The sequence below is a fragment of the Micromonospora sp. U56 genome (genome assembly GCF_018070095.1).
GTDB lineage: Bacteria > Actinomycetota > Actinomycetes > Mycobacteriales > Micromonosporaceae > Micromonospora > Micromonospora purpureochromogenes.
This window is the reverse complement of record NZ_JAGPYL010000012.1, coordinates 1-26066: the sequence shown is the minus strand read 5'-3', so window position 1 is coordinate 26066 and position 26066 is coordinate 1. Positions and strand designations below refer to the sequence as shown.

General features: G+C 72.6%; 23 protein-coding genes, 2 pseudogenes and 1 riboswitch. Of the genes and pseudogenes, 14 read left to right on the top strand and 11 right to left on the bottom strand.

The features are described 5' to 3' along the window. Positions 1 to 25: 25 nt before the first annotated feature. Positions 26 to 1069, bottom strand: coding sequence for an App1 family protein (locus tag KBX37_RS07250; RefSeq protein WP_210775143.1), 1044 nt, complete (start codon positions 1067 to 1069; stop codon positions 26 to 28). Positions 1070 to 1187: 118 nt separating this feature from the next. Between KBX37_RS07250 and KBX37_RS07245 the strand changes: the two genes are divergently transcribed. The 4 genes from KBX37_RS07245 to KBX37_RS07230 all read left to right on the top strand — a co-directional run bounded on the left by KBX37_RS07245 (position 1188) and on the right by KBX37_RS07230 (position 5391). Then, positions 1188 to 2804 (top strand): hypothetical protein, encoded by a 1617-nt coding sequence (locus tag KBX37_RS07245; RefSeq protein ID WP_247657214.1) that lies wholly within the window; start codon positions 1188 to 1190, stop codon positions 2802 to 2804. Between the two features lie 22 nt (positions 2805 to 2826). Then, entirely contained in the window at positions 2827 to 3621 is a 795-nt protein-coding gene (gene yaaA, locus KBX37_RS07240) for a peroxide stress protein YaaA (RefSeq protein ID WP_210775141.1), read from the top strand. A 99-nt stretch (positions 3622 to 3720) separates the two neighbouring features. Next, entirely contained in the window at positions 3721 to 4368 is a 648-nt protein-coding gene (locus tag KBX37_RS07235; protein ID WP_210775140.1) for a hypothetical protein, read from the top strand. A gap of 60 nt (positions 4369 to 4428) precedes the next feature. Beyond that, a complete protein-coding gene (locus KBX37_RS07230) occupies positions 4429 to 5391 on the top strand; it encodes a TAXI family TRAP transporter solute-binding subunit (RefSeq protein WP_374103682.1) in 963 nt (320 codons plus the stop codon). 105 nt (positions 5392 to 5496) lie between these two features. On the opposite strand, the pseudogene KBX37_RS07225 reads toward KBX37_RS07230, so the two are convergent. After that, positions 5497 to 6965, bottom strand: a pseudogene (locus KBX37_RS07225) (ATP-binding protein); the annotation flags it as partial. 10 nt (positions 6966 to 6975) lie between these two features. After that, positions 6976 to 7632 (bottom strand): response regulator transcription factor, encoded by a 657-nt coding sequence (locus KBX37_RS07220; protein ID WP_210775139.1) that lies wholly within the window; start codon positions 7630 to 7632, stop codon positions 6976 to 6978. 132 nt (positions 7633 to 7764) lie between these two features. On the opposite strand from KBX37_RS07220, the gene KBX37_RS07215 reads away from it, so the two are divergent. Continuing rightward, positions 7765 to 8103 (top strand): DUF952 domain-containing protein, encoded by a 339-nt coding sequence (locus KBX37_RS07215; RefSeq protein ID WP_210775138.1) that lies wholly within the window; start codon positions 7765 to 7767, stop codon positions 8101 to 8103. Positions 8104 to 8161: 58 nt separating this feature from the next. Here the strand turns inward: KBX37_RS07215 and KBX37_RS07210 are convergent, their stop codons facing one another. The 3 genes from KBX37_RS07210 to KBX37_RS07200 form a co-directional block, all read right to left on the bottom strand. Next, positions 8162 to 9919: a CDP-glycerol glycerophosphotransferase family protein gene (locus tag KBX37_RS07210; protein WP_374103681.1), complete on the bottom strand. Its 1758-nt coding sequence runs from the start codon at positions 9917 to 9919 to the stop codon at positions 8162 to 8164. Between the two features lie 219 nt (positions 9920 to 10138). Further along, entirely contained in the window at positions 10139 to 12223 is a 2085-nt protein-coding gene (locus tag KBX37_RS07205; RefSeq protein ID WP_210775137.1) for a DUF6077 domain-containing protein, read from the bottom strand. A gap of 170 nt (positions 12224 to 12393) precedes the next feature. Beyond that, a complete protein-coding gene (locus KBX37_RS07200; protein ID WP_210775180.1) occupies positions 12394 to 12993 on the bottom strand; it encodes a TetR/AcrR family transcriptional regulator in 600 nt (199 codons plus the stop codon). A gap of 217 nt (positions 12994 to 13210) precedes the next feature. Between KBX37_RS07200 and KBX37_RS07195 the strand changes: the two genes are divergently transcribed. From KBX37_RS07195 to KBX37_RS07155, 8 genes are all read left to right on the top strand, one after another. After that, complete coding sequence (locus KBX37_RS07195; RefSeq protein ID WP_210775136.1) at positions 13211 to 14104, top strand: ABC transporter permease; 894 nt, start codon at positions 13211 to 13213, stop codon at positions 14102 to 14104. Beyond that, positions 14097 to 14915 (top strand): ABC transporter ATP-binding protein, encoded by an 819-nt coding sequence (locus KBX37_RS07190; RefSeq protein WP_210775135.1) that lies wholly within the window; start codon positions 14097 to 14099, stop codon positions 14913 to 14915. The genes KBX37_RS07195 and KBX37_RS07190 overlap by 8 nt, the downstream gene beginning before the upstream one ends. A gap of 113 nt (positions 14916 to 15028) precedes the next feature. Continuing rightward, positions 15029 to 16540 (top strand): bifunctional cytidylyltransferase/SDR family oxidoreductase, encoded by a 1512-nt coding sequence (locus KBX37_RS07185; protein WP_210775134.1) that lies wholly within the window; start codon positions 15029 to 15031, stop codon positions 16538 to 16540. A 27-nt stretch (positions 16541 to 16567) separates the two neighbouring features. Further along, on the top strand, positions 16568 to 18283 hold the full coding sequence (locus tag KBX37_RS07180; protein ID WP_210775133.1) for a CDP-glycerol glycerophosphotransferase family protein: 1716 nt from the start codon (positions 16568 to 16570) through the stop codon (positions 18281 to 18283). A 258-nt stretch (positions 18284 to 18541) separates the two neighbouring features. Continuing rightward, complete coding sequence (locus KBX37_RS07175) at positions 18542 to 18874, top strand: hypothetical protein (protein ID WP_210775132.1); 333 nt, start codon at positions 18542 to 18544, stop codon at positions 18872 to 18874. 175 nt (positions 18875 to 19049) lie between these two features. Beyond that, positions 19050 to 20246 carry a helix-turn-helix transcriptional regulator gene (locus KBX37_RS07170; RefSeq protein WP_210775131.1) on the top strand — a complete coding sequence of 399 codons (1197 nt, stop codon included), beginning with the start codon at positions 19050 to 19052 and terminating at the stop codon, positions 20244 to 20246. Between the two features lie 125 nt (positions 20247 to 20371). After that, on the top strand, positions 20372 to 20593 hold the full coding sequence (locus KBX37_RS07165; RefSeq protein WP_210775130.1) for a hypothetical protein: 222 nt from the start codon (positions 20372 to 20374) through the stop codon (positions 20591 to 20593). A 211-nt stretch (positions 20594 to 20804) separates the two neighbouring features. Further along, the gene (locus tag KBX37_RS07155; RefSeq protein ID WP_210775129.1) at positions 20805 to 20978 is read left to right on the top strand and encodes a hypothetical protein; all 174 of its coding nucleotides are present in this window, start codon (positions 20805 to 20807) and stop codon (positions 20976 to 20978) included. A 135-nt stretch (positions 20979 to 21113) separates the two neighbouring features. Here the strand turns inward: KBX37_RS07155 and KBX37_RS07150 are convergent, their stop codons facing one another. After that, positions 21114 to 21587: a DUF4279 domain-containing protein gene (locus KBX37_RS07150; protein WP_210775128.1), complete on the bottom strand. Its 474-nt coding sequence runs from the start codon at positions 21585 to 21587 to the stop codon at positions 21114 to 21116. A gap of 128 nt (positions 21588 to 21715) precedes the next feature. On the opposite strand from KBX37_RS07150, the gene KBX37_RS07145 reads away from it, so the two are divergent. Continuing rightward, positions 21716 to 22240, top strand: coding sequence for a hypothetical protein (locus tag KBX37_RS07145; RefSeq protein WP_247657212.1), 525 nt, complete (start codon positions 21716 to 21718; stop codon positions 22238 to 22240). Positions 22241 to 22440: 200 nt separating this feature from the next. Here KBX37_RS07145 and KBX37_RS07140 read toward each other — a convergent pair whose 3' ends face one another. From KBX37_RS07140 to KBX37_RS07125, 4 genes and pseudogenes are all read right to left on the bottom strand, one after another. Continuing rightward, positions 22441 to 22827, bottom strand: a complete 387-nt coding sequence (locus KBX37_RS07140) for a DUF1877 family protein (RefSeq protein WP_210775127.1) — start codon at positions 22825 to 22827, stop codon at positions 22441 to 22443. Positions 22828 to 23358: 531 nt separating this feature from the next. Beyond that, positions 23359 to 24114 (bottom strand): alpha/beta fold hydrolase, encoded by a 756-nt coding sequence (locus tag KBX37_RS07135; protein WP_210775126.1) that lies wholly within the window; start codon positions 24112 to 24114, stop codon positions 23359 to 23361. Positions 24115 to 24219: 105 nt separating this feature from the next. Then, on the bottom strand, positions 24220 to 25044 hold the full coding sequence (locus tag KBX37_RS07130; protein ID WP_210775125.1) for a C39 family peptidase: 825 nt from the start codon (positions 25042 to 25044) through the stop codon (positions 24220 to 24222). A gap of 236 nt (positions 25045 to 25280) precedes the next feature. Then, positions 25281 to 25422, bottom strand: a riboswitch (cyclic di-AMP (ydaO/yuaA leader). A 303-nt stretch (positions 25423 to 25725) separates the two neighbouring features. After that, a pseudogene (locus tag KBX37_RS07125) lies at positions 25726 to 26066 on the bottom strand (hypothetical protein); the annotation flags it as partial.

Sequence of the window (26066 nt, the reverse complement as noted above, 5' to 3'; positions counted from 1 at the left end):
TGGGCGCGGCCTGGTCGGGCGTACGTCAGACCAGGCCCGCGTCCCGCATCAGCTGCCAGAGCCCGGCGCCGTCCGGCGCGGAGAGCCACTTCTGCCCCACCGGCCCCGAGGAGGAGGACTGGCCGGCCGGGGCGGGCAGGCTACCGGCCAGCACCGACTGGGTCGGCGAGAGGCGGCGGATCGCCACTCCGGCGACGTTGTCCGGGTGGGCGGCGGCGAACTCGCGGTAGATCTCCTGGTCGTGCTGCCCGTCGTCGCCGATCAGCAGCCAGCGCACCTCGGGGAACTCCCGGGCCAGCCGGGCCAGGGTGGCCCGCTTGTGCTCCCGGCCGCTGCGGAACCACCGGTCGGCGGTCGGCCCCCAGTCGGTCAGCAGCAGCGGGCCGGCCGGGTAGAGATGCCGGGAGAGGAACCGGGTCAGCGTCGGCGCGACGTTCCACGCGCCGGTGGAGAGATAGAAGACCGGCGCACCCGGGTGGGCGGTGGCCAGCCGCTCGTAGAGCACCGCCATGCCGGGCACCGCGGCCCGGGCGTGCTCGTCCAGCACGAAGGTGTTCCAGGCGGCGAGCAGCGGTCGGGGCAGCGCGGTCACCATGACCGTGTCGTCGATGTCGGAGAGGATGCCGAACCGGACCTCCGGGTCGAGGATCCGCACCAACGCCTCGGCCGGCTCGGCGTCGGCGACGCTGAGGCGGACCGAGGACCAGCCGGGGGTGAAGTCGCCCTCGACGAGGGTGTCGACGAAGCCGCTGCGGTCGGCCTGCGCCTCGTGGGTGACCCCACCCGCCTCGATGGTCACCTTGACGTGCTTGGCCGGCAGGGTGGTGAAGCTGCGCCACCCGCGTACCTTGTCCAGCCGGCCCCGCTGCCGGGTGTCCGGGCGGCCGAGCAGCACCCGGCAGAGCACCCGCGCCCAGCCCGGCGCGCCGTAGCCGGCGTACGCGACGATGTTGGCCTGCCAGCCGGTGCGGCGCAGGCGACGCTCCACCAGCTGGTGCACGGCGTCCTCGAGCCGCGCGGCTCGGTGCAGGTTCGGTACGGCCAGCTGGCCTGCGGGAGTGGGTGGCACGCTGCAACCCTGCCACACGTGGGCGGAAGCGGCCACGCGAGAGATGCCCGGCTCCCGGGATCCGCCCCGGGCGTCCGGTACGGCGTGAAACACTCCGGTCGGGACGACGACGGGGGCGTTGGTCGTGTCGACATCGCAGGACCACGCGGAGCGGCCGCGGCTCGACCGGCCGGCGCTCGTCGCGCTGCTGCTCGGGGCGGTCGGGGTGGGTTACCGGCTGGTGCTGACCCTGCTGACCGTGCCCCCGTCGAACAGCGACGAGGCCACCTTCGGGCTCGCTGCCCTGCACATCGCCGCCGGCCGGGAGCGCCCGGTGTTCCTGTACGGGCAGCACTACATGGGCATGGTGGAGGCGTACCTGGCCGCGCCGCTGGTGGCGCTGTTCGGGCCGAGCTGGCCGGTGCTGCGGCTGCCGCTGCTGGCGCTGTACGCGCTCTTCCTGTGGTTGTCGTACCGGCTGACCCGTCGGCTCTACTCGCCCTGGTTCGCCACCTTCGTGGTGGGTCTGCTGGCGCTCGGCACGGAACGGGTGGTGCGCGACCAGTTGACCGTGGTGGGCGGCCGGCCCGAGGTGAAACCGGCGGTGCTGGCGATGCTGCTGATCGCGGTGGCGCTGGCCCAGGACCGGGTGCGGCGCCGGTGGGCCGCGATCGGCCTGGCCGGGCTGCTGGCCGGGCTGGCGCTCTGGTCGGACTGGCTGATCGTGCCGTACCTGGCGGTGGCCGGGCTGCTGCTGCTCTACGCCGCCCGCCGGGACCTGCTCGGCTGGCCGGGGCTGCTGCTGGTGGCCGGTTTCGTCGTCGGGGTGGCGCCGATGATCTGGGACAACCTGGTCGCGCCGCCCGGGTCGGACTCGCTGTCGGTGCTCCATGAGATCAACTCCACCGGGGGCCCGCCGCCGCCGTGGTCGCTCCGGGTGCGCGGCGGCCTGCTGGAGGGGGTGCCGCTGGCCACCGGGCTCTGCCCGATCACCGGCTGCGCCCGCTGGCAGGAGTGGTTCGGTGTGCTCTACCCGATGCTGCTGGCGGTCGCGGCGCTGCTCGCGGTGGTCGCGTACCGCCGGACCGCCGGCCTGCCCACGGCCCGGCGGGTCCGGCCGGTCGCGCAGCTCACCCTGGTCGCCGGCGCGGCGCTGACCCTGCTCGCGTACGTCCGCAGTCCGCTCACCGTGACGGACCCGCTGGGCAACGCCCGCTACCTGTCGGTGCTCCAGCTCTCCCTGCCCGCGGTGCTCTGGCCGCTCTGGGCGGCGGCGGTGGCCTGCTGGCGAGGCACGGTCGGTGCGGCGGGCCGGCTGGCCGGGGCGACCGCGACCGCCGTGCTCGCCGGGCTGGCCGCCACCGCCGTGGTGGCCACCGGGCTCTTCCTGACCGGGACGGAGGCGGCCCAGGACGAGGAGCGGCAGGCGCGGGAGCTGGCCGACGCGATGCGCCGGACCGGGCTGCGCGAGGTGTACGGCGACTACTGGACCTGCAACCGGCTGACCTTCGCCACCGGCGAGCGGGTGGTCTGCGCGGTGCTCGACGGCGCACTCACCCCCGGGCAGAACCGCTACCGACCGTACTGGGAGCAGGTCGGCCGGGCGGAGCGGCCCGGGTACGTGGTGGAGGTCGGCTCCGCGGCGGACCGGCGGCTACGACGCCTGCTCGGCGAGCAGGCCGACGCCGCCGCCCTGGTGGAGGTGGCCGGATATCGCGTGTACCACCCGCCGACCGCCGTGCGGCCGTGGCGCTGACCCCGGCCCGTACGCTGGCGGCGTGCTCATCCTGCTGCCGCCCTCCGAGGGGAAGGCCGACGCCGGCACGGGCCGGCGGCTCGACCTGACCCGGCTCTCCCTGCCCGAGCTGACCCCCGCCCGCCAGGAGGTGCTGGCCGCGCTGATCGCGCTCAGCGGCGGCGACGAGGCGGCGGCGCTGGCCGCCCTCGGGCTCAGCGCCGGGCAGCGGGGCGAGCTGGCCCGCAACGCGCGGCTGGACCGGGCGGCGACCGCACCGGCGGGGCAGGTCTACACCGGGGTGCTCTACGAGGCGCTCGACCTGGCCTCGCTGCCGGCCCCGGCACAGCGGGCGGCGCGCCGGACCGTGCTGATCAGCTCCGGCCTCTGGGGCGCGGTACGCCTCACCGACCGGATCCCGCCATACCGCTGCCCGATCGGGGCGAAGCTGCCGGGCGTGGGGGCGCTGTCGGCGTACTGGCGTCGGGAGTTGGCCCCGGCGATGGCGGCGGCGGCCGGCGACGGGCCGGTGCTGGACCTGCGCTCCGGCGCCTACGCCGCGACCTGGGCGCCGCGCGGCGAGCAGGCCGGCCGCACGGTGACGGTGCGGGTGCTGCACGAGCGGGAGACGCCGGCCGGGCCGACCCGCAGCGTGGTCAGCCACTTCAACAAGGCCACCAAGGGCCGGCTGGTCCGCGACCTGCTGGTGGCCGGGGCCCGGCCGCGCACCGCCGCCGGGCTGGTCACCGCGCTGCGTGACCTCAAGTACACGGTCGATGAGCAGCCGACGCCGCCCGGACGCCCCCGGCAGCTCGACGTGGTGGTCACCGAGCTCTGACGAGCGCAAGATTTCCTCAAGGCTGGGCCGGATCGGTGGAACCCGGCCCGCGCGCGGGTGACGGTATGGGGACCCCCGACGCCGACAAGGAGCGGTCCGATGGCCCCGCAACCCACCCTGCTCGACCGGCCCCCCGTTCCGCCGCCCCCGCCGCCGATGGACTGGCTCACCCTGGGCGACGCGTTCGAGGTGGCCTGCCTGGTCCGCTGCACGCCCCCACCCGCCGCCGAGCGCGGCCCGATCGAGCCGTACCGGCCGGTGGAGTTCAACCGGGAGGACGCCGCGCTGCGGATGCGGCAACTGCTCAACCGCCTGGCCGTACCGGTGGAGCACGAGGTGGTCAGCGGTGGCCTGCGCCGCCGCTACGAGCTGCACCGGCTGCACGTGCCCCGGGAACACCGGGCGGCGTACGCGGAGCTGCGTGAGTCGGGCTGGCGGCGGGGCCGCCGTGAGCTGCTGGGCGGGCCGGCCCCCGGCGCGTCGACGGCCCGGGCGGCCTGGCGGTCCCGGCTGGCCGCGGCGGCCTGGCGGTCGGCGCTGCTGGCCGGCGGCCGGCACGTGCGCCGGCACATCCTGGGGATCCGGCTGACCGACCGGGAGTTGGCCTCCGTGCTGGTCCGTAGCTCCGCCCTGCTGGACGTGCCGGCCCTGCTGCGGCCGGGCGCCGGCTGCTTCGTGGTCAGCGTCGCCGACGGCCCGGACCGGCTCCGGATCATGGACCGCGCGGCGCTCGCCCCGGCCCGCTGACCCGGTACGCCGACCGGGCGGGCTTGCGCCCGGGGCGGTGCGCGGCGCAGAGTGCTGCGCGTGAGTCGTTGCTGGTCTGTCTCCGGCCGGCGGCGTGCCGCCGCCCCGGCGGCGCTGCTGATGCTGCTGCTCGTGTCGGTGGGCGGGCGGGGCGCCTGCCGCGATTCCCCGCCCGAGCCGGTGCCGATCCGGATCGCCACCGGCAGCGCGACGGCCGTGTACCACGCCTTCGGGCAGTCGCTGGCCGCCATCCTCAACCGGGAGCTGCCCGAGGTGCGGGCCAGCGTGGTGGTCACCGCCGCCTCCGCCGAGAACATGCGGCTGGTCGGCGCGGGTGCGGCCGAACTCGGCTTCACCCAGGCCGACGTGCTGCCCACCGGCCCCGCCTCGCAGCCGTCGGTACTCGCGGTGGCCCGGGTCTACGACGACCTGCTGCACCTGGTCACCACCGCCGGCGGCCCGGTCCGGACGGTCGCCGACCTGCGCGGTCGGCGGGTGTCGGTGGGCGCGGCGGGCTCCGGCACCGAGGTCACCGCGACCCGGCTGCTGGAGGTGGCCCGGCTCGGCGGCGACCGGGTCCAGCAGAAGCACCTCAACCTGGACGACTCGGTGGCCGCGCTGCGGGCCGGCGAGATCGACGCGTTCTTCTTCTCGGGCGGGCTGCCGGTGCGCGCGGTGCGCGAGCTGACGGCCGACTCGGCCACCCGGGTCGTCGACCTCGGGGAGTGGACCGAGCCGCTGCGCCGCAGCTACCGCGAGGTGTACGTGTCGCGGGACATCCCGCGCTCGGTGTACCACCTCGACCCGGTCACCACGGTGGCCAACCCGAACTACCTGATCGTCCGGGCGGACCTGCCGGAGCCGCTGGTGCGGGAGGTGACCCGGCTGCTGATGGAGCGCCGGGCCGAGCTGGCCGCGGCCCATCCGGCGGCCGGCCGGATGAGCCCCCGCTCGGCGATCGCCACCGCGCCGCTGCCGCTGCACCCGGGCGCGGCGGGCTGGTACCGCTCCGTCAAACCCTGACCGGCTCAGGTCCCGGCCGGCGCCCCGTCGACGCCCATGTCTTCGGCGGAGTCCCCCGGGCCCACCTGCTTCGGCACCGGCGCGTCCGCCGGGCTGGGCCCGATGGCGGCCAACGCCGGTGGCGGGTCGCCCGGGCCCGGTGGTGGGTCGTCGGGTGCCGGGCCGTCGGGGGCGGCGGGCGGTCCCTCGGCGCCGCTGGTCGAGCCGTCCCAGGGGGCCGGGAACCACAGCTCGGCGACCAGGCCGCGCGGCTCCCCCGCCCGCATGGTCAGCCGCCCGTCGGAGGCGTCCACCAGCACCGCGACGATGGTCAGCCCGAGCCCCGCGCCGTCGATGTTCTGCGCGTCCGGCGCCCGCCAGAACCGCTCGGTGGCCTGGTCGAGCTGGCCCGGCGTCATGCCCGGCCCGGTGTCGCGTACCTCCAGGGCGGTGCCGCCGTCGGCGTACCGGACGGTCACCGTGACCTCTCCCCCGGCCCCGCTGAACTTCACGGCGTTGTCGATCAGCGCGTCGAGGGCCTGGTCGACGGCGGTGGGCACGGTCCGGGCGTACGCCGGGCCATGGGCGCGCAGCCGGAGGGCCACCGAGCGGTGCCGGGCCAGCGGCTCCCACGCGGCGACCCGCGAGGCGGCGACCTCCGCCGCGTCCACGGTCACCCGCTGGTTCTCCTCCCGCTCCGCCCGGGCCAGGGTGAGCAGGGCGTCGAGCACCAGCGCCAGCCGGTCGGTCTCCTCCAGCGCCAGCCGGTGCTCGGCGCGGCCGTCCGGGTCGGTCAGGCTCGGCCCCAGCTCCTCGACCCGCAGTCGCAGCGCGGTCAGCGGGTTGCGGAGCTGATGGCTGGCGTGGGCGACGAACGCGCGCTGCCGGTCCATCACGTCGGAGACCGCGTCGGCCATGTTGTTGAAGCTGGCCGCGAGGCGGCGCAACTCGGGCGGGCCCAGCCGGTGCTGCACCCGCGCACCCCCGTCGCCCTCGGCGATCTCGTGGGTCACCGCGTCCAGCTCGGTCACCGGGCGCAGCACCCAGCCGGCCAGCCCGAACGCGGTGGAGACGCAGGCCAGCACGGCGAGCAGGCCGATCCCGGCCAGCAGCAGCCACCAGACCGTCACCGTGCGCCGGACCTTGCCGGCCGGGGTGGCGGTGACCACCGCGCCGAGCACCTCGCCACCGTCGTTGATCGGCACCGCCACCACCAGCGGGCCGTCCACCCACGGCCAGACCGCCTCCGGCCCGCTGAACTGCTGGCCCGCCAGCGCCGTGTCGCGCGCCGTCTGGGCGTCCCGGCCGGCGCGCCAGTCGGGCGACACCACCACGGTACGGCCGTCCCGGTCGACCACCGCCGCGCCGATGCCGTACAGCTCCTCGTAGGCGGCCAGTTCGCCGCTGAGCGGTCCGGGCACGCCGCCGCGCAGCGCCGGCCCGGCCAGCGAGGCGAACCGGGTCGCGTCGGCGAGCCGGTCGGCGCGGACCCGGTCGGTCTCCCGGGAGGCGAGGGTGGCCGCCAGCGGAGTCTCCAACGCCAGCAGCACCAGCACCATCAGCAGCAGGTAGCTGATCACCAGTCGGCGACGCACCGGCCGCCCCTCACTCGCCGCGGAGCCGGTAGCCGACCCCGCGCACGGTTTCCACCAGGCGGGGCTCGCCGAGCTTGCCGCGCAGCGAGCCCACGTGCACCTCGACGGTGTGCCGGTCGGCCCAGGTGGTGCCCCAGACGTCCAACAGGATCCGGTCCCGGGGGACCGCGACGCCGGGCTGGCGGGCCAGCGAGAGCAGGATGTCGAACTCCTTGCGGGTCAGCGCCACCGGCCGCCCGGCGACGGTGACCGTACGGCCGGCGACGTCGATGCGCACGGCGCCGGCCTCGATCAGGTCCCGCTCCGGCGCGGTGTGCGACGCGCGGCGCAGCACCGCCTCTATCCGGGCCTGGAGTTCCACCATCGAGAACGGCTTCACCACGTAGTCGTCGGCGCCCAGCCGCAGGCCGAGCACCCGGTCGCGTTCCTCGCCCCGGGCGGTCACCGCGATGATGCCGAGCTGGCTGCTGCGCCGGCGCAGCTCCCGACAGACCTCGGTACCGTCCCCGTCGGGCAGGGTCAGGTCCAGCAGCACCAGGTCGCAGGGGGCGGCGGAGAGGGCCGCGGCGACGGTGGCCGCGTGCTCGACCTCGTACCCGCGCCGGGTCAGCGCCGAGGAGAGGGCGGCGGCCACCCGACGGTCGTCCTCGACCAGCAGGATGCGCACGGGTGACCCCCATTCGTCGTACGGATGACGTGCGAATGGTGGCAGACGAGCGCGACGGGCGGGAGGCCCGGTCCGGCCACCGGACAGCTCGACCGGCCCCGGGGCCGCCGGAGCGGGCCGTACGCTGCCGTCATGATCTACAAACTGGTGACCCTCGACGAGTGGGCGCGGGCCGGGGTCGACGGGTACGTCCCCGCCTCGGCCCTGGACCGCCAGGACGGGTTCCTGCACCTGTCGGCGGCGGACCAGATCGTGGCGACCGCCCGGCGGCACTACGCCGGCGCCACCGGGCTGGCCCTGCTCACCGTCGAGGAGGACCGCCTCGGCGAGGACCTGCGCTGGGAGCCGTCCCGCGGCGGCGCCCGGTTCCCGCACCTGTACGGCGCGCTGCCGCTGGCGGCGGTCACCGGCGTCGCGGAACTGCCGGCGGACGTGCCCGCCGCCGAGGCGGTGGCCGACCTGCTGCGCTGAGCCGGCAGCCGACGAGGCCCGGGACGAGTCGTCGTCCCGGGCCTCGTGGTGTGCTGGGTCAGCGGCAGAGCCGCCCGATCTCCTCGGAGAACCGGTCCATCGGGTTCGCCTCGGCCGGGCCGAGCAGGTAGGTCTTCAGCTCGCGTCGGGCCTCGGTCATCGGGTCGTCGCCGGTGCGGGTGAGCGCGAGGATCTTCTCCAGTTCGCCGCAGTCGACCGAGAGCAGGTACGCCGCCCGCGAGGTCGGGAACTCCCGGCGGAACTCGTCCTCGGGCAGCCCGCTCGGGTTGGCGACCACGTACGGCCGCTGGCTCTGCACGAAGTCGGAGACCACGCTGGACACGTCGCTGATCAGCAGGTCGGTCTGGTTGAAGCAGTCGAACAGCGCCGGGACGCGGCCGGTGACCACCCGGTGGCCGGGGCCGTCCAGCGAGGTGGCGTCGGCGTCGCCGCCGGCTGCCCGGACCAGCGACACGATCCGCTCGTGCGCGGCCTTGGCCTCCTTGGAGCGGGAGCCGGTCAGCGGGTGCGGCTTGTAGATCAGGCGGACCGCGGGCGAGGTGGCCAGCAGTCCCTTGACGATCCGCTCCCCCATCAGCACCACCGAGGTGTGGTACGGGTCGTCGTCCAGCCAACCCTCCCAGGTGGGGGCGTAGAGGACGGTGAACGGCCGATCCTCGGCGGGCGCGCCGAAGGTGTGCACGCCGGCGAGCTGCGGGCGTCCGATCTCGACGATGTCCTCGTCGCGTACGCCGACACCGGCCCGGGCGTAGCGCTCCCGGCCGGCGAGGCCGGCGACCCACACCTCGTCGTACACCTTGCTGTACGGGTTGACGCTGGCCTGCTTGTCGCTGTCGCCGTGCCCGACGAAGACGTGCTTCATGCCCGGCTCGCGGAGCATGTGGATGTTCGCGCCGACGTTCGCGGCGTAGAGCGCGGCGCGGACGGTGCCCAGTTCGAGGTTCATGAAGTCGACCCCGGCCGGTACGCAGACCACCGGCAGCCGGGTGTCGGCCAGCTCGAGGAAGGCCTCCTTGCTGCGCATCAGCACGATGCCGCGCTGGTTCAGCGCCTCAGTCGGGGCCAGCCACATGTTGGCCTGGTAGACGTCCTTGGCGGGGCCGGCGAAGTAGAGCGCCACCTCGGGCCGGTAGCTGTCCAGCCAGCGCTGGAGCACCGGCAGCACCGGGCTCTTGCCGGTGCCCCGGCCGCGCAGCCAGGTCAGCGCGATGATCCCGCCGACCGCCGCCGCGGCGACGACGGCCACCGCGCCGACGACCAGGACCGGGGTGACGTCCTCCTGGACCGCGGCCACCACGGCGGCCGGGATCAGCAGCACGTTCGCCACCGCCAGCGGGACGCCGGCGAGGTCGGACGCCCACTGCGGCGGGCGCGGCGCGGACCGGATCGGGCCCAGCTCGATGTTGCGGACCAGCGCGGAGATCGGGTTACGACGGTCGATCATCGTGTTGAGCGCGCCGGAGAAGACCGCGATCACCCACACCGCGGCCGGCAGGATCAGCAGCCAGGTCACCTCGATAGCGGTCAGCCGGACGGTCGCGGCGACCAGCAGCACCGTGGCCAGGTCGCGGCTGAGCTGCCGGTAGCCCCGGTTGAGGCCGACCTTCTCCAGCAGGAGGTCCGACGGCGGCGACCACCGGGAGAGGGCGAACTCACCGACGACGGCGGCCAGCCCGGCCACGGCGAAGACGGGCACCCAGCCGAGGGCGCCCGCGACGAGCATGACCAGGTAGGACAGCACCAGCAGCGCGCCACGGGCGGCGACGCCGATGCGTTCCATAAACGTGCCGAACAACGGTTACGCTCCTATGAGATCGATGACGGGCGTTGCCCGTGTCGTCGACGTCACGCCGCGACGTGGGTGGTATTTCCCGCGCCGTGTCCGGTTCGACCCGGCTGCGGGTGACTGCGACCTTAACGCGAGTGGATGCCCCGGCGTCGCTCGGGTGTCGGGAACGATCATCGTCGCCGCGACACGGGCCGGCGCGCCGCCGGGGCGTGGGTGTCGGACCGCTCAGCCGGCCGGTCGGTAGCAGGTCATCGCCCCCGGCCCCTTGCGCGCGGCGAACTCCTCAAAGCCGAGGTCGACCACGGTGTCGCGGGCGTACCGGTTGCCGTTGTAGACGCAGATGGTGCCCACGCCGACCCGCCGCACCGCCGTGGCCACCTCGTCCTTCGGGGGCTGGATCCGGCCGTCGGCGAACCTGGCGAGCAGCAGCCGGTCCTTGGCGAAGTCCGAGTTGAGGTCGTACTCGACCAGGTAGAAGTCGCGCGGCAGGACCACCCGGACCTCGCTGGTGACGATCAGCGAGGTCCGCATGATCACCGACGGGGCGAGCAGGAAGCCGTCCGGCCGGTCCTGGTCGGAGATCCAGAACGCGATCTTCTGCCGCTGCTGGGGCAGCTTCCAGGTGGGCCGGTCGTGGGTCTGCACCCAGCTCACCGGGGACCACATCGGAGTCGCCCAGAGCGCGAAGCAGGCGACCATCGCCGCCGCGAGCACGGCCCCGACCGCGCCGCGCAGCAGCGGCGCGGGTGACGGGACGTCCACCGTGCAGAGCAGGCCGATCAGCGCCGGCAGGGCCAGCAGCCAGGGCACCCGCCAGAGCACCACGGAGATGCCGCTGAGATCGCCCAGCACCTCCAGCACGCCGGGGACCAGCAGCACGCTCATCGTCAGGGTGGCGCCGGCGGCCAGCAGCGCCGGGGTGCGGCGCCGGGCCAGCAGCGGGCCGCACCAGAGCGCCAGGCCGCTGATCACGCCGACGATCCCCACCAGCAGCGTCCGCCGGTAGGTGTACTCGGCGTCGAAGAAGGCGTCGTCCGCGCCGGTCGCGGTCATCCCGCCGAGCACCAGCCGGGACACCACGATCGCCCCGATCGGGTACGCGACGGCGGCCACCCCGCCGATCAGGGCGTCCTTCCAGCGGCCGACCAGCAGCATGGCCAGCCCCGCCGCGCCGACCAGCATCGGCAGGATGATCGCCGAGGTGGTGGTCAGTCCGGCGGCGGTCACCGACAGCGCGAAGACCAGCAGCAGCGACCGGCGCGAGCGGGTGTCGAACCACTCGGTCAGGTAGAGCCACATCAGCGGGATGACCGCCGAGACGAACATGCCCTTGCCCTCGTAGAGCCGGGGCAGGTGGAAGGTGCCCAGCGCGGCGTCCGCCCCGGCCACCAGGTAGAGGTAGGCGACGGCGACGCTGAAGGCGAGCACCGGGCGGCGGGGCGCCCACCGGTGGACCAGCCGCCAGAGCGCCAGGATGGCCAGCACGGCCAGCGCCGGCAGCAGCACGTACCAGGTCGCGGAGGCGCCGTGGATGCCGAGCACCCGGCCGAGCGCGCCGGCGAACACCTCGATGGAGGGGGTCGGCGGCTGCGAGCCCATCGCCGGGGCGACGTTCTCGGTGAAGAGGAAGTCGTTGAGCGGGACGATGTCGCGCTCGGCCACCCAGACCGACTTGCCGACGTAGTAGACGTCGTCGGGGGTGTTGCGGGCGATGAACAGCGAGGAGATCGCCACCCCGACCGAGACCAGCAGCGCGTACGCCGACTGGAGCGCGGTCGGCGCGGGCGCCGCCGGCTCCGGCGCGGGCCCGGCCAGCCAGGCCCGCCGGGTCAGCAGCATCGCGCCGACGGCCGCGACCATCCCGGCGGCGGCCGGCACCCACCAGGAGATGCCGTCCCCGGCCGGCGTGCCGGCCAGGCCGGCGGTGATCGCCGCCACGGCGGCGGCCGCCACGACCGGCAGCACCCAGCGGCGCGGGTGAGCCGCGGGGGACGGGCTCGGCGCCACCGGCGTCGACGCGGTGGCCGCGCCGCTGCGCCGCCAGGCGCGCACCCCCGCCCAGCCGGCCAGCAGGACGCCGGACGCCACCCAGATCAGGAAGGTCACCGACGGGCGGAGGCTGAACAGGAACGCGGCGTGGTAGAGCACGGTCCACAGGGCGAAGCCGACCACGCCCGCGTCGGTGACGGCGGCGGGCGCCGCCGCGATCAGCGCGGACAGCCGGCGCCGACCGGGCGCGTGCGGGCTCTGCGGGGACGCGTCCGCGGGAGCGGGAGGCTCCTCGACGGCAACGTGGTCGGCGTTCGACACGGGTCGTCCTTGTCGTTGTGTGGGCGATGTGCGCGACAGGCATGCGGCGGGCGGCGCCACGGGGGCGGCCCGGCTCCGGTCCGGGTTGCAGAGTAGCCGGAACCACCTTTTCGTGATGTCCGGCAGGCGGCGTGGCGGTGACGCGTCGGGGCGCACGGGTGTCTTCCGGGTCAGCCGGACACCGGCGCCTCGCGCTGGCGGGGCAGCGTCGGTTCGGCGCCGAGGCCGGCCGCGACCGCCTCGGCGAGGATGTCGAGGTAGGTGTCGGTGAGCGGGGTGCGGGCGATGGCGAGCCGCCAGTAGAGCGGCCCCACGATCAGGTCGACCGCGGCGTCCGGGTCGGTGCCGGCCGGCAGCTCGCCGCGCTCGATCGCCCGGCCGATGAGCTGGCCGCCGATCTCCTGCTGCTTGCCCCGGAGCACCTGCTGCAGGGTCTGGTCGATGGTCGGGTTGCGGGCCGCCTCGGCGAGCAGGTCGGGGATGATCTGCGAGGCCAGCGGGTGGCTCAGCGCGTGCGCCATCACCTGGAACAGCAGCGCCAGGTCGCCGCGGAGGGTGCCGGTGTCCAGCGCGGGCAACTTGCTGCCGGCGGCGGCGACCACGTTCTCCAGGACCAGTTCGAGCTTGGAGCTCCACCGCCGGTAGATGGCCGTCTTGCTGACCCCGGCCCGGCGGGCGACCGCCTCGATCGAGAGCCGGCCGTAGCCGACCGCGGCGAGCTCCTGCATCAGCGCGCGCCGGATGGCCTTCGTGATGTCGCCCCGGAGCACCGCGGCGCCGGCCGGCGTACGCCTCTTCTCGCTGGTCATCGGGGACCTTCCGCAGCTGTCACGTGGGCCAATGTACCGCAACGACGGTACGGTTGCGTCCCGACGTGTTTTGGACTACCGTCCACGCAGCGACGAGGCGGCCTCCGCGAACAGCTCCCCTCGTAAGATTCCATCGTCGCGAGCATCCCGTTGGCACGAAAGATCGGAGTGCCCTTCCATGGCCGACACCGCGCTGGTCGACCCCGAAACGGGCCTGACCCAGGCGCAGCTGGCCGCCCGGCACGGACTACGGGTCGCCGGTGAGCGCCCCTCCCTGGCCGAATACAGCCGCCGGCTGTGGTCCTACCGGCACTTCATCGCCGCGTACGCCAACGCCAAGCTCGTCGCCTCGTACAGCAACGCCAAGCTGGGTCAGGTCTGGCAGGTGCTGACCCCGCTCACCAACGCCCTGGTCTACTACCTGATCTTCGGGATCGTGCTCGCCCAGAACCAGATCCCGAACTTCATCGCGTACCTGACCACCGGGCTGTTCATCTTCAACTTCACCCAGAGCGCGGTGCTGGCCGGCACCCAGTCGATCAGCGGCAACCTCGGGCTGATCCGGGCGCTGCACTTCCCCCGGGCCAGCCTGCCGCTGGCCGCCACGGTGACCCAGTTCCAGCAGCTGCTGGCCTCGATGGTCGTGCTGGTCGGGATCGTGCTGGTGACCGGCGAGCCGATCACCCTCAAGTGGCTGATGGTGGTGCCGGCGCTGCTGCTCCAGGCGGTCTTCAACGCCGGCATCGTGATGCTGGTCGCCCGGATGGGCTCGAAGGCCAGCGACCTGAAGCAGGTCATGCCCTTCATCCTGCGCACCTGGATGTACGGCTCCGGCGTCCTCTACAGCGTCAGCCTCTTCGAGCGGCTGCCGGGCTGGGCGACGACCGTGGTCCAGTTCAACCCGATGCTGGTCTACATCGAGCTGGCCCGCTACTCCCTGCTCGAGCAGGCGCCACTGCTCAACGAGTCGCTGGCCCAGCTCTGGCTGGTCGGCGCGGCGTGGGCGGTGCTGGCGGGTGTCGGGGGCTTCATCTACTTCTGGCGCGGCGAACAGGAGTACGGCCGTGGTTGACCACTTCGAGGCGTCCAACGACGCCACCGTCACGCTGCCCCGGCTGACGGAGCGGATCCCCACCGTGGTGGTGGACGACGCGCACGTGATCTACCGGGTGCACAAGGGCGCCGGTGGGGGCAGCTCGCCGGTGGCCGCGCTGCGGCGGCTGGTGAAGCGGTCCTCCGCACCGAACATCCAGGAGGTGCACGCGGTCAAGGGGGTCTCCTTCACCGCGTACCGGGGCGAGGCGATCGGGCTGATCGGCAGCAACGGCTCCGGCAAGTCCACCCTGCTGCGCACCATCGCCGGCCTGCTGCCGGTGAACCGGGGCGCGGTCTACACCCAGGGCCAGCCCTCGCTGCTCGGCGTGAACGCCGCCCTGCTCAACGACCTGTCGGGTGAGCGGAACGTCACGCTCGGCTGCCTGGCCATGGGCATGCACCCGGACGACGTGGCCCGGATGACCCCGGAGATCATCGAGTTCTCCGGGATCAACCAGCGGGGCGACTTCGCCAGCCTGCCGATGCGGACGTACTCCTCCGGCATGGCGGCCCGGCTGCGCTTCTCCATCGCGGCCGCCAAGAAGCACGACGTGCTGCTGATCGACGAGGCGCTCGCCACCGGCGACAAGGGCTTCCGCAAGCGCAGCGAGCAGCGGGTCCGCGAGCTGCGGGAGGGCGCTGGCACGGTGTTCCTGGTGAGCCACCAGCTCTCCTCGATCCGGGACACCTGCGAACGGACGATCTGGCTGGAATCGGGCGTGCTGCGGATGGACGGGCCGACCGACGAGGTCATCCGGGCATACGAGGCGTTCTCGAACGGTAAGTAACATCCCGGACCGCGTCGCCCCGTTGGGACGGCGCGGTCCGCGCGTTAAGGTTCAACCCGCCGCCACTCGGGCGCAATCTTTCATTCAGGCATTCCTGGAAGTGAGGATCGGCAATGACGCAGGACCACACCACTGGCCCGGACGCCACACCGGAGACCCCGGCGCCGTGGCGGCCCTCGCGGACGGTGGCGGTGGTGCTGGCCGGTGGCACCGGGACCCGGCTCGGCCTGGGCATCCCGAAGCAGCTGCTGAAGATCGCCGGTAAGCCGATCATCGAGCACACCCTGGCCGTCTTCGAGGCCGCGGCGGAGATCGACGAGATCATCGTGCTGATGGCCACCGGCCACGTCGCCGACGCCCAGCAGATCGTCGACAAGGCCGGCTTCCGCAAGGTCAGCAAGGTGATCGAGGGCGGCGACACCCGCAACGCCACCACCCGGATCGCCCTGGACGCGGTCGGCGAGGGCGACGTCAACATCCTCTTCCACGACGCGGTCCGGCCGCTGGTCAGCGCCCGCATCGTGCGGGAGTGCGTGAACGCGCTCTGGACCTACTCCGCGGTCGACGTGGCGATCCCCTCGGCCGACACGATCATCCAGGTCGACGAGAACGAGTGCATCACCGACATCCCGGTCCGCGCCACGCTGCGCCGTGGCCAGACCCCGCAGGCGTTCCGCTCCGGCACCATCCGGGAGGCGTACCGGCGGGCCGCGGGCGACCCGGACTTCGCCGCCACCGACGACTGCGGCGTGGTGCTGTGCTACCTGCCCGGCACGCCGATCAAGGTGATCGACGGCTCGGACGAGAACATCAAGGTCACCCACCCGGTCGACGTGCACCTGGCGGACAAGCTCTTCCAGCTCGCCGCCGCCCAGGCACCCCGGCTGACCGACCACCGCAGCTACACCGAGGAGCTGACCGGCCGCACGATCGTCATCTTCGGCGGCAGCTACGGCATCGGCCACGACCTGGCCGAGCTGGCCCGCCGCTACGGCGCCCAGGTCTTCCCGTTCAGCCGCTCCTCCACCGGCACCCACGTCGAGCGCGCCGAGGACGTCGAGGCCGCGCTGAAGACCGCCTTCGAGGCCACCGGCCGGATCGACCACGTGGTGGTCACCGCCGGCATCCTGGAGAAGGGCTCACTGACCGACATGGACCAGGAGACGATGGACCGGGTGCTCCAGGTCAACTTCGTCGGCCCGGTGATCGCGGCCCGGCAGTCCCTGCCGTACCTGCAGCAGACCAAGGGTCAGCTGCTGCTCTACACCTCCAGCTCCTACACCCGGGGCCGGGCCCAGTACGCCCTCTACTCCGCCACCAAGGCGGCCCTGGTCAACCTGACCCAGGCGCTGGCCGACGAGTGGGCCGAGTTCGGCGTGCGGGTCAACTGCATCAACCCGGAGCGCACCGCCACCCCGATGCGTACCAAGGCCTTCGGCGAGGAGCCCGAGCACACCCTGCTCGCCGCCGAGACGGTGGCTCAGTCCTCGCTGGACGTGCTGATCTCCGACCTGACCGGCCAGGTGATCGACGTACGCCGGGCGCCGGGCGAACCGGCCCCGGTGCCGGCGCAGCCCACCGCCGTCGACCAGGACCGGCTGGCCAGCGGCGTCGACGCCGGCTGAGCCGCGACCCGGAGGCGAGTGGGCGACATGCGTGGTGACCTGGTCAGAAAACTGATCGCGCGGTGCCTGACCACCGGCCTGGCCGTGGTCGCGTTCCTGGTGGTGGCGCTGACCGGCGCCACCGGCTGGGGTCTGGCGCTGGCGGTGGCCGCGCTCGTCGCGGCCGCGGCGGAGCGCCGGGTCCGGCCGGGCGCCGACATCAGCGCCGAGTCGGTGCTGCTCGCCGCCGGGATCCTGGTCGGGTACGCCCGCCGGCTCGACGGCGGCTTCGACCCGGCGCTGGTGCTCACCGCGCTGGCGCTGCTCGGCCTGGTGCTGCTGGTCGGGCCGCTGCGCGACGCCGGCAACCTGGAGATCCGGGCCGCCAACCTGCCGGTGCGCACCTGGACCCCGCTGGTCGCCGCGCGACTCGGCGGCGCGCTGCTGGCCCTGCTGGGGGTGGTGGCGGTGTGCGCCGCGCTCGCCCTGCCCGCCGTCGTCGCGCTGGCCGCCAGCCTGCTGGTGGCCGGCGCGTGCGCGGCGGGCGGGCTCGACCGGTCCCGCCGGCGGGTCCGGCCGGCGGCGGGCGGCGGGCCGGTCGCCCGGGCGCTGCGGGCGCACCAGCCGGAGTTCCTGCTCTACTTCTCCGCCCCTCCCGGCTCCGAGTACCAGGTAACCATGTGGCTGCCGTACCTGGAGCGGCTCGGCCGGCCGTTCGTGGTGCTGCTGCGGGAGCCGGAGTTCCTGCCGACCGTCGCCGCCGCGACGAGCGCCCCCGTCGTCTACTGCCCGACGCTCAAGGCGATGGACGAGGCGCTGGTGCCGAGCCTGCGGGTGGCGTTCTACGTCAACCACGGCGCGAAGAACAGCCACTGCATCCGGTTCTCCCAGCTCACCCACGTGCAGCTGCACCACGGCGACAGCGACAAGGCGCCGAGCGCCAACCCGGTGTCGGCGATCTTCGACCGGATCTTCGTGGCCGGTCCGGCCGCCGTCGAGCGGTACGCCCGCGCCGGGGTGGAGATCCCGGCGGAGAAGTTCGTCGTGGTCGGCCGCCCGCAGGTCGAGGCGATCGAGGTACGCACCGAGGCGGTCACCGGCCTGGCGCACCCGACCGTGCTCTACACCCCGACCTGGACCGGGCACCACGCCGACGCCAACTACTGCTCCCTGCCGGTGGCCGAGACGCTGCTGCGGCGGCTGCTGGACCGGGGGGCGACGGTGATCCTGCGGGCCCACCCGTACACCGCGCAAGACCCGGCCTCGGCCCGGCAACTGGCCCGGCTGACCGAGCTGCTGGCTGCCGACCGGGCCGGCACCGGCCGGCAGCACCTCTGGGGGGCCGCCGCGAGCCGGGAGCTGTCCCTGGTCGAGTGCGTCAACCGGGCGGACGCGCTGGTCTCCGACGTCTCCGGGGTGATCTCCGACTTCCTCTACTCCGGCAAGCCGTACGCGGTGACCGACATGGGGGTGGACGGCGACGACTTCGTGGCGCGGTTCCCCCTCGCCGGCTCCGGTTACGTGCTGCGGCGGGACATGTCCAACGTGGACGACGTGCTGACCCGGCTGCTGGACACCGATCCGCTGGCCTCGGTCCGGTGGGAGACCCGCCGCCGCTACCTCGGCGACTTCCCCGCCGACTCGTACGCCGAGGGGTTCCTCGAGGCGGCCCGGCGCGAGCTGGAGCCGGGGTGGGAGCCCCCGTCGCCGCGCGCCGCCGACGCGGTGGCGCAGGAGGGGTCACCCCTCTCCCGCACGGCCTGAACGTCGGCCCGGGGCGCGTCCACCCGGCTCCGGTCCGGCTGGTCCGGCGCGCCTTCGGTCAGCTGCCGATGGCGAAGGCCAGATGAGAAACCCGCGGATGCCAGACAGCCGATGCTGCGCCGCCCAGGCGAGCCCATCAGCTCCAGAGGGGAACACCCATAGCCCTGCGGCAACCCCAACTGGGGTGTCGACGCGAGGCGCCTGTCAGTCATGCTGGAGCTGCGAGCCGGCGCGACTGCTCCCTAGAACGAGGCACTTATGGGCACGGACGAGAAGGAGATCTCCCTACGGGCCTTCTTGCGGTCGTTGCCTTCAACCGCGGTCTGGATGCTGTTGGCGTGCATCGCCGTTTGGATCATGTTGGTCTGGTGGGAGCCGAACCCTCCGCCGTTCTGGATCATCCTGGTTGCCTGGCCAGCGTTTACGATTTCGCTGGGTCCGTTGATCTGGCTTCGCTACGACCGGGACTCCCACACACCCGGTTGGTGGCCGGCCGTGGCCCTCGCCTTGGTGTGGGGCGTCCTGGTGTCCCCGCTACTGCTTGCCCTGGTGTATGGCACCGCCGCAGCCTTGTTCGACATCGGACGTTAAGGGCCGAGACTGACCCCGGTATGACCCAACGTGGGGGCTCGAACAGCACGATGAATCAAGCGAGCAGTGGATTGCTATAGGTGGTGACTGCTGACGTAGGGGGTACGGTCGAGAGCGATGGCTCGCTGGGTGGCGGCCGGCGAGTCAGCTTGGACCTTCAGCTGGGAGCGGCGCTATGGCCTCATTCGTCGACCCGCGCTTCGGCGTAGCTCTGCGTGAGTTCCGAGAGCGCCGTGGTCTGTCGCTTCGGTCTCTTGGGCAGCTCGCCCATCGGAGTAAGAGCCATCTGCACGAGCTGGAGACGGGGCTCAAGGCTCCGACCGTCGACACCGCGCGCCACCTGGACCGGATCCTCGACGCGGGAGGCGTTCTCGCTCGCTTGATCGATGCACCCATAGACCATGCTGCCGAGGCCGGCGAGCTCCGGGCGAGGGTTATCGCCAGTGATGTCAGTAAGGACGTGCTCGGCCGTATCGAGCAGGGCGTTGATGACCTTGCCAGCGCCTATCCGACAATGGCCCCAGCTGATCTCCTGCCTCTGGTGCGACGGCACCTGGCCTACGTCGGGCGGCTACTCGACGGTCGTGTCACGCTTGCTCAGCAACGACGGCTGTTGGTTGCTGGCGGGTGGTTGGCGGTGCTGCGGGCCACGGTTCACATCGACCTGCGGCAGCGGCCTGCGGCGGCTGCCCATTTGCGGGCCGGGCATGACCTCGCCGAGCACGCCGAGCACGCCGAGATCCGGGCTTGGTGTCTGGAGACCCGCGCCTGGGACGTGCTGACTCAGGGCGACTACCGGGCGGCACTCGACCTTTCCCGCCAGGCCCAGCGGGTCGCTCCGAAGGGTAGCTCCGCCTACATTCAGGCAACTGCCCAGGAGGCGCGTGCGTGGGCGCGGATGGGTGACGTTGGTGCCACGCGGCGCGCGTTGGATCGGGTAGAGCGACTGGCGGCGAATTTGCCGGTTCCTGAGCGTGCGGAGCACCACTATCGCTATGACCCGGCCAAGGCTGCCGCGTACACGGCTACGACGTTGTCGTGGGCGGGGGACCCTGGTGCCGAGCAGGTTGCGCGAGCCGTGCTGGCGGACCTGGACCCAGACGGCGATGGAGGAGCGCGGCCCCGCCGGTCCGCGTCAGCCCGTCTTGACCTGGGCCTTGCCTTGGTCGCCGCTGGCCAGTCAGACGAGGCGGTAGCTCTCGGGGCGAAGGCCGTGGCGTCCGGACGGGTGGTGCCGTCGAACTGGTGGCGGGCTACGGAGCTGCTGGCCAAGGTGGAGCAGGCGGGAGTGCCGGAGGCCGCGACCTTACGCGACCTGTGCATCGAGTTCGCCCCCGGGCGGCGGCCATCAGCGGACAGCACATCCGGTTAGCGGACAGTCACCTTCTGGATCGACGATGTTTGTGGCGTGACGCTGTTCCTCACTGCACCGGGGTGCGGAACAGGGCACATCAGCCGCTGCCGATCCGCGCCCTGCAAAGAAGAGGGGGCGGATTCGTGACGTTGATTGTCGGGCTTCTACGACAGATCGTCAGCCGGCTTTTCCCGTCGCCACCGGCGCTCCCCGGCACCGGACAGCGCATTGAGGCACGGGAGCAGGAGGCTGCCCGGCGGCGGCTCTTGGATCAGGCGCGAGGCACGGAGCAGCAGCCCTCGACGGTAGAAGACCGGTCGCTCGACTATCACCCGGCGCCGGAGTCTGCGGAGGGCGGCAAGTGAGCGCCCATGGGCCAGTGCTGCCGATCTGGAGCTGCGGCGGCTGTGGCGCACCATGGCCATGCACTACCCGACGCCGGGAGCTGCGAGCAGAGTTCGAGGATGCCCCGGTGTCCCTGTCTCTCTACATGGGGGCGCAACTGGTTCGTGCGACCGCCGATCTGACCTGGGCACCCGCCGGCACGCTGTATCGGCGCTTCCTCGGCTGGATGCGGTGAGCATTCTGCGGCCCGGCGACGAGAAGTTCCACTACAGCGACGGCTCCCACAGGTGGATCCCGCCGGACCCGGACTACGACCAGGCAGTCTGGGACGAGCAGGTCCGCCAGCACAAGCAGGGCCACCTGAAGAACGAGCGCCCGAAGGTCCGTGTCCAGCGCCTCGTGTGATGCCAGCAGTACAGCAGCGAAGTACAGCAACCGTGTCAGCCGAGCCGGACGCGTCAGCAGGCCGTCTGACCTCGCATCAAGCCCGAACCGACCGCCTTGCCGAGAGTTCACACCGAAGCGGCCGGCCACGCCTCACTAATATCCATATTCATCCACGTCTAGCTCAGCTCCCGTGTGGTGAAGGAACTCCAGGACGCGGCGGTCGAGGTGCCAGCCGAGAAGCTGATGCTGGCCGGGTAAACGGACCAAGTCAGTGCCGTCCGGCTGCGGATTCTCTTCTTCGCCATCGTCGTCGTTGAAGTAGCGCACCACTTGGAGCGTCGCGGCACGGCACTCCCCCTCCGACGCGTCGATCTCCCTAGCGAGGGCCGCGATCTGATCGGTGAGAGGCTGAAGCCGATCGATGACGCGGTCAATCTGCTCATCTACCGTGAGGCCGCCATCACGGCATACAACGTTCCACGCGTGACAACGCGGCGCCGGAGGGTTCTCCCTCCTGCTGGCCTTGACCCTGATCTCGTCTGCCTCCGTGCCTAGCCGCGCCGCTATCTCATCCGCCGGTATGTAGTCCGAACGCAACGAGAAGTACACGTACTGATGGACCCGCATGGCTCCCGATCATGGCAGCCGGCCGGAGCAACAGACAGCCGGCAACCCGCTTCGTGCCCGATCCGTGCCCGACGCAGCGGTCAACACGGGCAACGGTGGCATGTAGATGGCCTCAGCCTGAACGGTCCGTGTTCCTCTACCAGCCGGTATGGCTACTCAGGGCCGGAATCAACGCGATTCCCAAGCTGTTTTCGGGTCTGATGCTCGGCATCTTCCAAACTGACGGTGGGGGTAGAGGTCGACGGAGCGGCTTCTGGTCAGGGCATGTAGCGGTGAGTTTTGATCTTGTGGTCCTGTCGGTCGAGCCTTCCGCGACGGCAGACGATGTGCGGCAGATGGCCGATCACTGCACCGGCATGGAACACCGAGACGGTGAGCTTGACCAGCGGATCGTCTCCTTCTACGAGGAACTGCGTGCGCGCTTCCCGGATCATCCGCCGTACGACCCGGAGTCGCCCTGGATGTCGGCACCTCTCGCTGTCGGCATCGACCACGTGAGGATGAACATCAGCTACTCACCGCGGGGCAGCGAGGTGGTAGACGTCGTCCTGGACCTGGCGGAGCGGTACGGCCTGGTTATCTACGACCCTCAGGGTGACGAGGTCACCGGCTTGCGTGGGGACTACGAGGTCCCGGTGGGACCGGGTGACTAATTGAGTGACGACCGGGACCGACGTCGGCGGACAACCGTGGACGTCGGAGGACCCTCTCGGAGCTCACCTATCGCGGGAGAGCATGTCGGGCGGTTGTGTTGGTTGCCTGGGGGTCAAGGAGTCGGAGCTTCAGTTGGCCGTCCGTCCTACCTGTGCGATCCCTCGCGGTTCCGGCCGCCGACCTGAAAATCCCGAGCGGGTCAGAACGAGAAGTGCTTGACCACCGCCCAGCCCCGCTCCGCGGACCTGGCGTAGAAGGCCCGAAGGTCCTCGTGGTACTGAGCCAGGCGCTCCCGCAGCTCCTCATCCGACTCGGACGAGGGCAGTTGCCGCCACTCCTGCCACCAGTCCGGGAACGACACCCTCTCCAGGTACGCCGCCGTGCGCGCCACGTCCGGCAGCTCGAGCGCCACGTGGCCCGGACCGCCGCCGGGGTCCGGTGTGTGCCGGCCTCCGAAGACGGGGAGCGTCCGGTCGCCGCCCAGCTGCGACTGGAGCAAGTAAAGCTCGTCCAGCTGGAAGAAGCCGCTCTCCAGCCATACTGCGTCACCTGCCCGGACCCGCCGGCGCAGGTCGTCGAACTCCACATCGAATAGGGCCTCAAAACCCGCCGGGTTCCCGGGCAGCTCGGAGGATTCGAGCCCTCGAAAGTAGATCCACATACTCACTCTCGGCAAACTACCTGGCGCCACCGACGCGAGCCCCGTCGCCAACAGGCACCGCAGGCACGAGCGCGTCATCGACGAAGACCAGGTCCAGGCCGCCGACAGGTCAACGTCAAGTAAGAGGGCAGCGAGCTGAGGCAGCCAGGAGGCAGCGAGAGCAACGACCGGCACCAGACGACACAGGTCGGCAAGGAACCCCCGCTGTGCAGGGCAGAACGGCATCAGAGGACACCAAAGGATGTCCCGAACCCGCGTTCACACCGAAGAGCTCACCGCGGCATTATCCGTGGTCAGGCCGCATGAACGGACTGCGATCAGTGGGGGACGGCGTCCGGCGGTACACCAAGCGCCGTGGCGAGGTCCGCTGTCGACGGCGAGCTCGAAGGTCCAGGTCGGCAGGTGGTTCCGAGCCACATGCGACCCACGGCGGCGACGCCCGCCGTCCGCGACCGGTCACAGGTACGGGTCGAGCAGGGCCAGCACCGCCGCCGGGTCCTCCACGTGCGCGTTGTGGCCGAGGCCGGGCAGGGTCGCCACCGGCACGCCCAGCTCGGCGAGCTGCGCGTCGCTGACCATCGGGTCGTGCTCGCCCCGGGCCAGCAGCACCGGGACGTCGGTGGCCGCCAGCAGGGCCGGCAGCTCCGGCGCGCCCACCGCGAAGGCGGCCGGGTCCATGGCCAGCCGCCAGCGGCCGTCCTCGGCACGCAGCCCCGCGTCGACCACCGGATGCTCCGGCGCGAAGAGCCCGCCCAGGCCGGCCACCTTCAGGTAGCGGCGGGCCGCCTCGTCCCGGGTGGCGAACCAGGTCACCGGGCGCTCCGCCAGCTCGCGCGCCCGAGCCAGCTCGGCCGGCGACCAGACCGCCTTGATGCCCAGCCCGACCACCGCGTCCACCGGGAGCCCGGCGTCGCGGGCGGCCAGCGCCAGCGCGACCACCCCGCCGAGGGAGTGGCCGAGGACGACCAGGCGGTCAGCCCGGCGGGCCCCCTCGGCCACCGGGCCGAGCCCCACCGCGACCTGCTCGGCGAACCCGGCGAAGGAGTACCCGGGCAGCGGCGGCGAGAAGCCGTGGCCGGCCAGGTCCGGCGCCAGCCAGCGGCCCGGCCAGCGGTGTTCCAGCAGCGGCGCCCAGGGCAGCCACACGTCGCCGGTGGTGCCCATCCCGTGCAGCAGCAACAGCAGCCGGCGGGTACCCGAGTCGTCGGTCATGGGCCGCAGTGTGCCACCGCCCGGTCGCGCCGCGCGAGACCCGCGCCAACGGCGACGGGCACCGGCCCCCAGGGGAGCCGGTGCCCGGACGAGCGACGGTGTGGATCAGGCGGAGTAGCCGCGGGTGGCGATCCAGTTCGCCAGGTCGATGGTGCTGATCCAGTACGACGGCAGGTTCGGGTCCGCCGAGTCGGCGATCCGGACGGTCCGGCCGTCGTTCTTGTAGCCGACCACCGCGATGTAGTGGCCGCCCGGGAAGGAGTGCCAGCCGCCGTTGGTGTCCGTGGCGGTCCCCGCCACGTTCGCCACGACGCCCCGGCCGTCGGTGATCGCCGCGACCACGTCGGCCTGGAGCCGGTCGATCTGCGCCGAGCTCGGGGTGCCCCGGAACATCCGGGTCCGGTACGGGTCGCCCTTGACGATCTGGTTCAGCACGCGGGTGGTGTCCAGCGCGGAGTTGGTGCCCATCTCGGTGGTGCCGAGCGGGCCCTCCAGCTCGTACTGGGTCCGCTCGATGCCCGACGCGCTGAGCGCGTTGCGCACCGCGGCCGGACCGCAGTTGTAGAAGGTGGTCTGCGCCTGGTAGTCGTAGCGGAGGACCTTGGTCGACGGCGGCTTGGGAGCCGCCTTGCGGGTCAGGTCCGGGTCCGCCTTGGCCTTGGTGGCGCTCGCCGACGGCGAGGGGCTGGCCGAGGGCGACGGCTTGTGGGACGGGGCGGCGACGCGGGCCTGGCCGCGGGTCGCGACGTCGTCCAGCCGGGGCGCCACCTCGGCGACGGCGGCCGAGGTCTGCTGGCGGGCGGGTGCCTCGTCGGCGAACTGGGCGGCGGCGCCGGAGACGAGCACGAGCGCGGCGGCCGAGCCGGCGACCAGCTGGTACGGCCGCTCGGTGACAAGTCGTCGCAGCTGCCGCTTCAGGGGGTGCTTCACGTGTTTTCCTCCACGGTACGAGGGCGGGAGCGGCGTGCCGGACCGGCGCGTGACGGAACGTCACCCGCGGTGTCAGAACCGGTGTGCGAGGCCGCTCGGCGGGGGTGCGCCCGGTCGGTGACCGGGCGGCGGGGTGGGGCCGGAATCAGCGCGCGAGGGCGCGGCGGACCGGCACGAACACCCCGGTACCGAGGTGGAGAGCAAGCCGAGAAATGCGAGAGAACAGCAAAAGTAGGAACTCCTTCCGACACCGCCTACCGGGTTAGCTGACGGATTCGGGCGGGAAGAGCGCCCTACCACGGGCCGTGGCCCGCGGATTCACCCCGGACGTGCATGGGTCCCCGGTTCGTGAAAGTCACGATTGAGCGGGTCGGCGCGGCGTCGCTTCTTGCGATCGGTAACCGCACCGGACCGAGGCGACACTACTGGTAGGTCACGGTCCGGCCAAGCCCTCCGAGCTGCGTAAACATGATCAGGGCGACAAATTTGCCGTACAGTTCGGCACTGACGTCACTCAATGGGACACGCGGTTTTTCCGGGACCGCCGGGCGACAACCGGACAACACGGCGACAAACCCCGCCGATCGTCGCGATCGATGTCACCGGCTGTGACCGGATGACCGGTTTCCCGATTGCCGTGACGCGACTCACGGAAATACGGGTAACAATTTGGTCGCGTCCTCAGCCCACCCGGGCCGGCCGCCACCGCGCCGCGAGCGCCGTCCGCGCCGTCGCCGTCGCCGTCCGCTGGGCGGGCAGCCGCGCCGGACGCAGCCGCTCCGCCGCCGCGTACGCCTCGACGGCGAGCGCGCGGGCCGCCTCGACGGCCAGTTCGGCGTCCCGCCACGCCGACCGCTCCCGCCCGGCCGCCGCCCGGTACGCGTCCCGCCGGCCGTCGCGCACCGCCCGGGCCAGCAGCACCTCCTGCTCGACGGGGTGCCGCCGGGAGTCCCAACCGTCCCGGTGCGCGAAGACGTCCCGCAGCCGCTCCACCGGCAGCTCGCCGCGCCAGTGGGCCGCCA

Coding starts and splice junctions, on each gene's coding strand:
- KBX37_RS07215 (WP_210775138.1), top strand. CDS start 7,765: ATGATCTACAAACTGGTGACCCTCGACGAGTGGGCGCGGGCCGGGGTC.
- KBX37_RS07170 (WP_210775131.1), top strand. CDS start 19,050: ATGGCCTCATTCGTCGACCCGCGCTTCGGCGTAGCTCTGCGTGAGTTC.
- KBX37_RS07135 (WP_210775126.1), bottom strand. CDS start 24,114: ATGACCGACGACTCGGGTACCCGCCGGCTGCTGTTGCTGCTGCACGGG.
- KBX37_RS07235 (WP_210775140.1), top strand. CDS start 3,721: ATGGCCCCGCAACCCACCCTGCTCGACCGGCCCCCCGTTCCGCCGCCC.
- KBX37_RS07195 (WP_210775136.1), top strand. CDS start 13,211: ATGGCCGACACCGCGCTGGTCGACCCCGAAACGGGCCTGACCCAGGCG.
- KBX37_RS07175 (WP_210775132.1), top strand. CDS start 18,542: ATGGGCACGGACGAGAAGGAGATCTCCCTACGGGCCTTCTTGCGGTCG.
- KBX37_RS07180 (WP_210775133.1), top strand. CDS start 16,568: ATGCGTGGTGACCTGGTCAGAAAACTGATCGCGCGGTGCCTGACCACC.
- KBX37_RS07150 (WP_210775128.1), bottom strand. CDS start 21,587: ATGCGGGTCCATCAGTACGTGTACTTCTCGTTGCGTTCGGACTACATA.
- KBX37_RS07185 (WP_210775134.1), top strand. CDS start 15,029: ATGACGCAGGACCACACCACTGGCCCGGACGCCACACCGGAGACCCCG.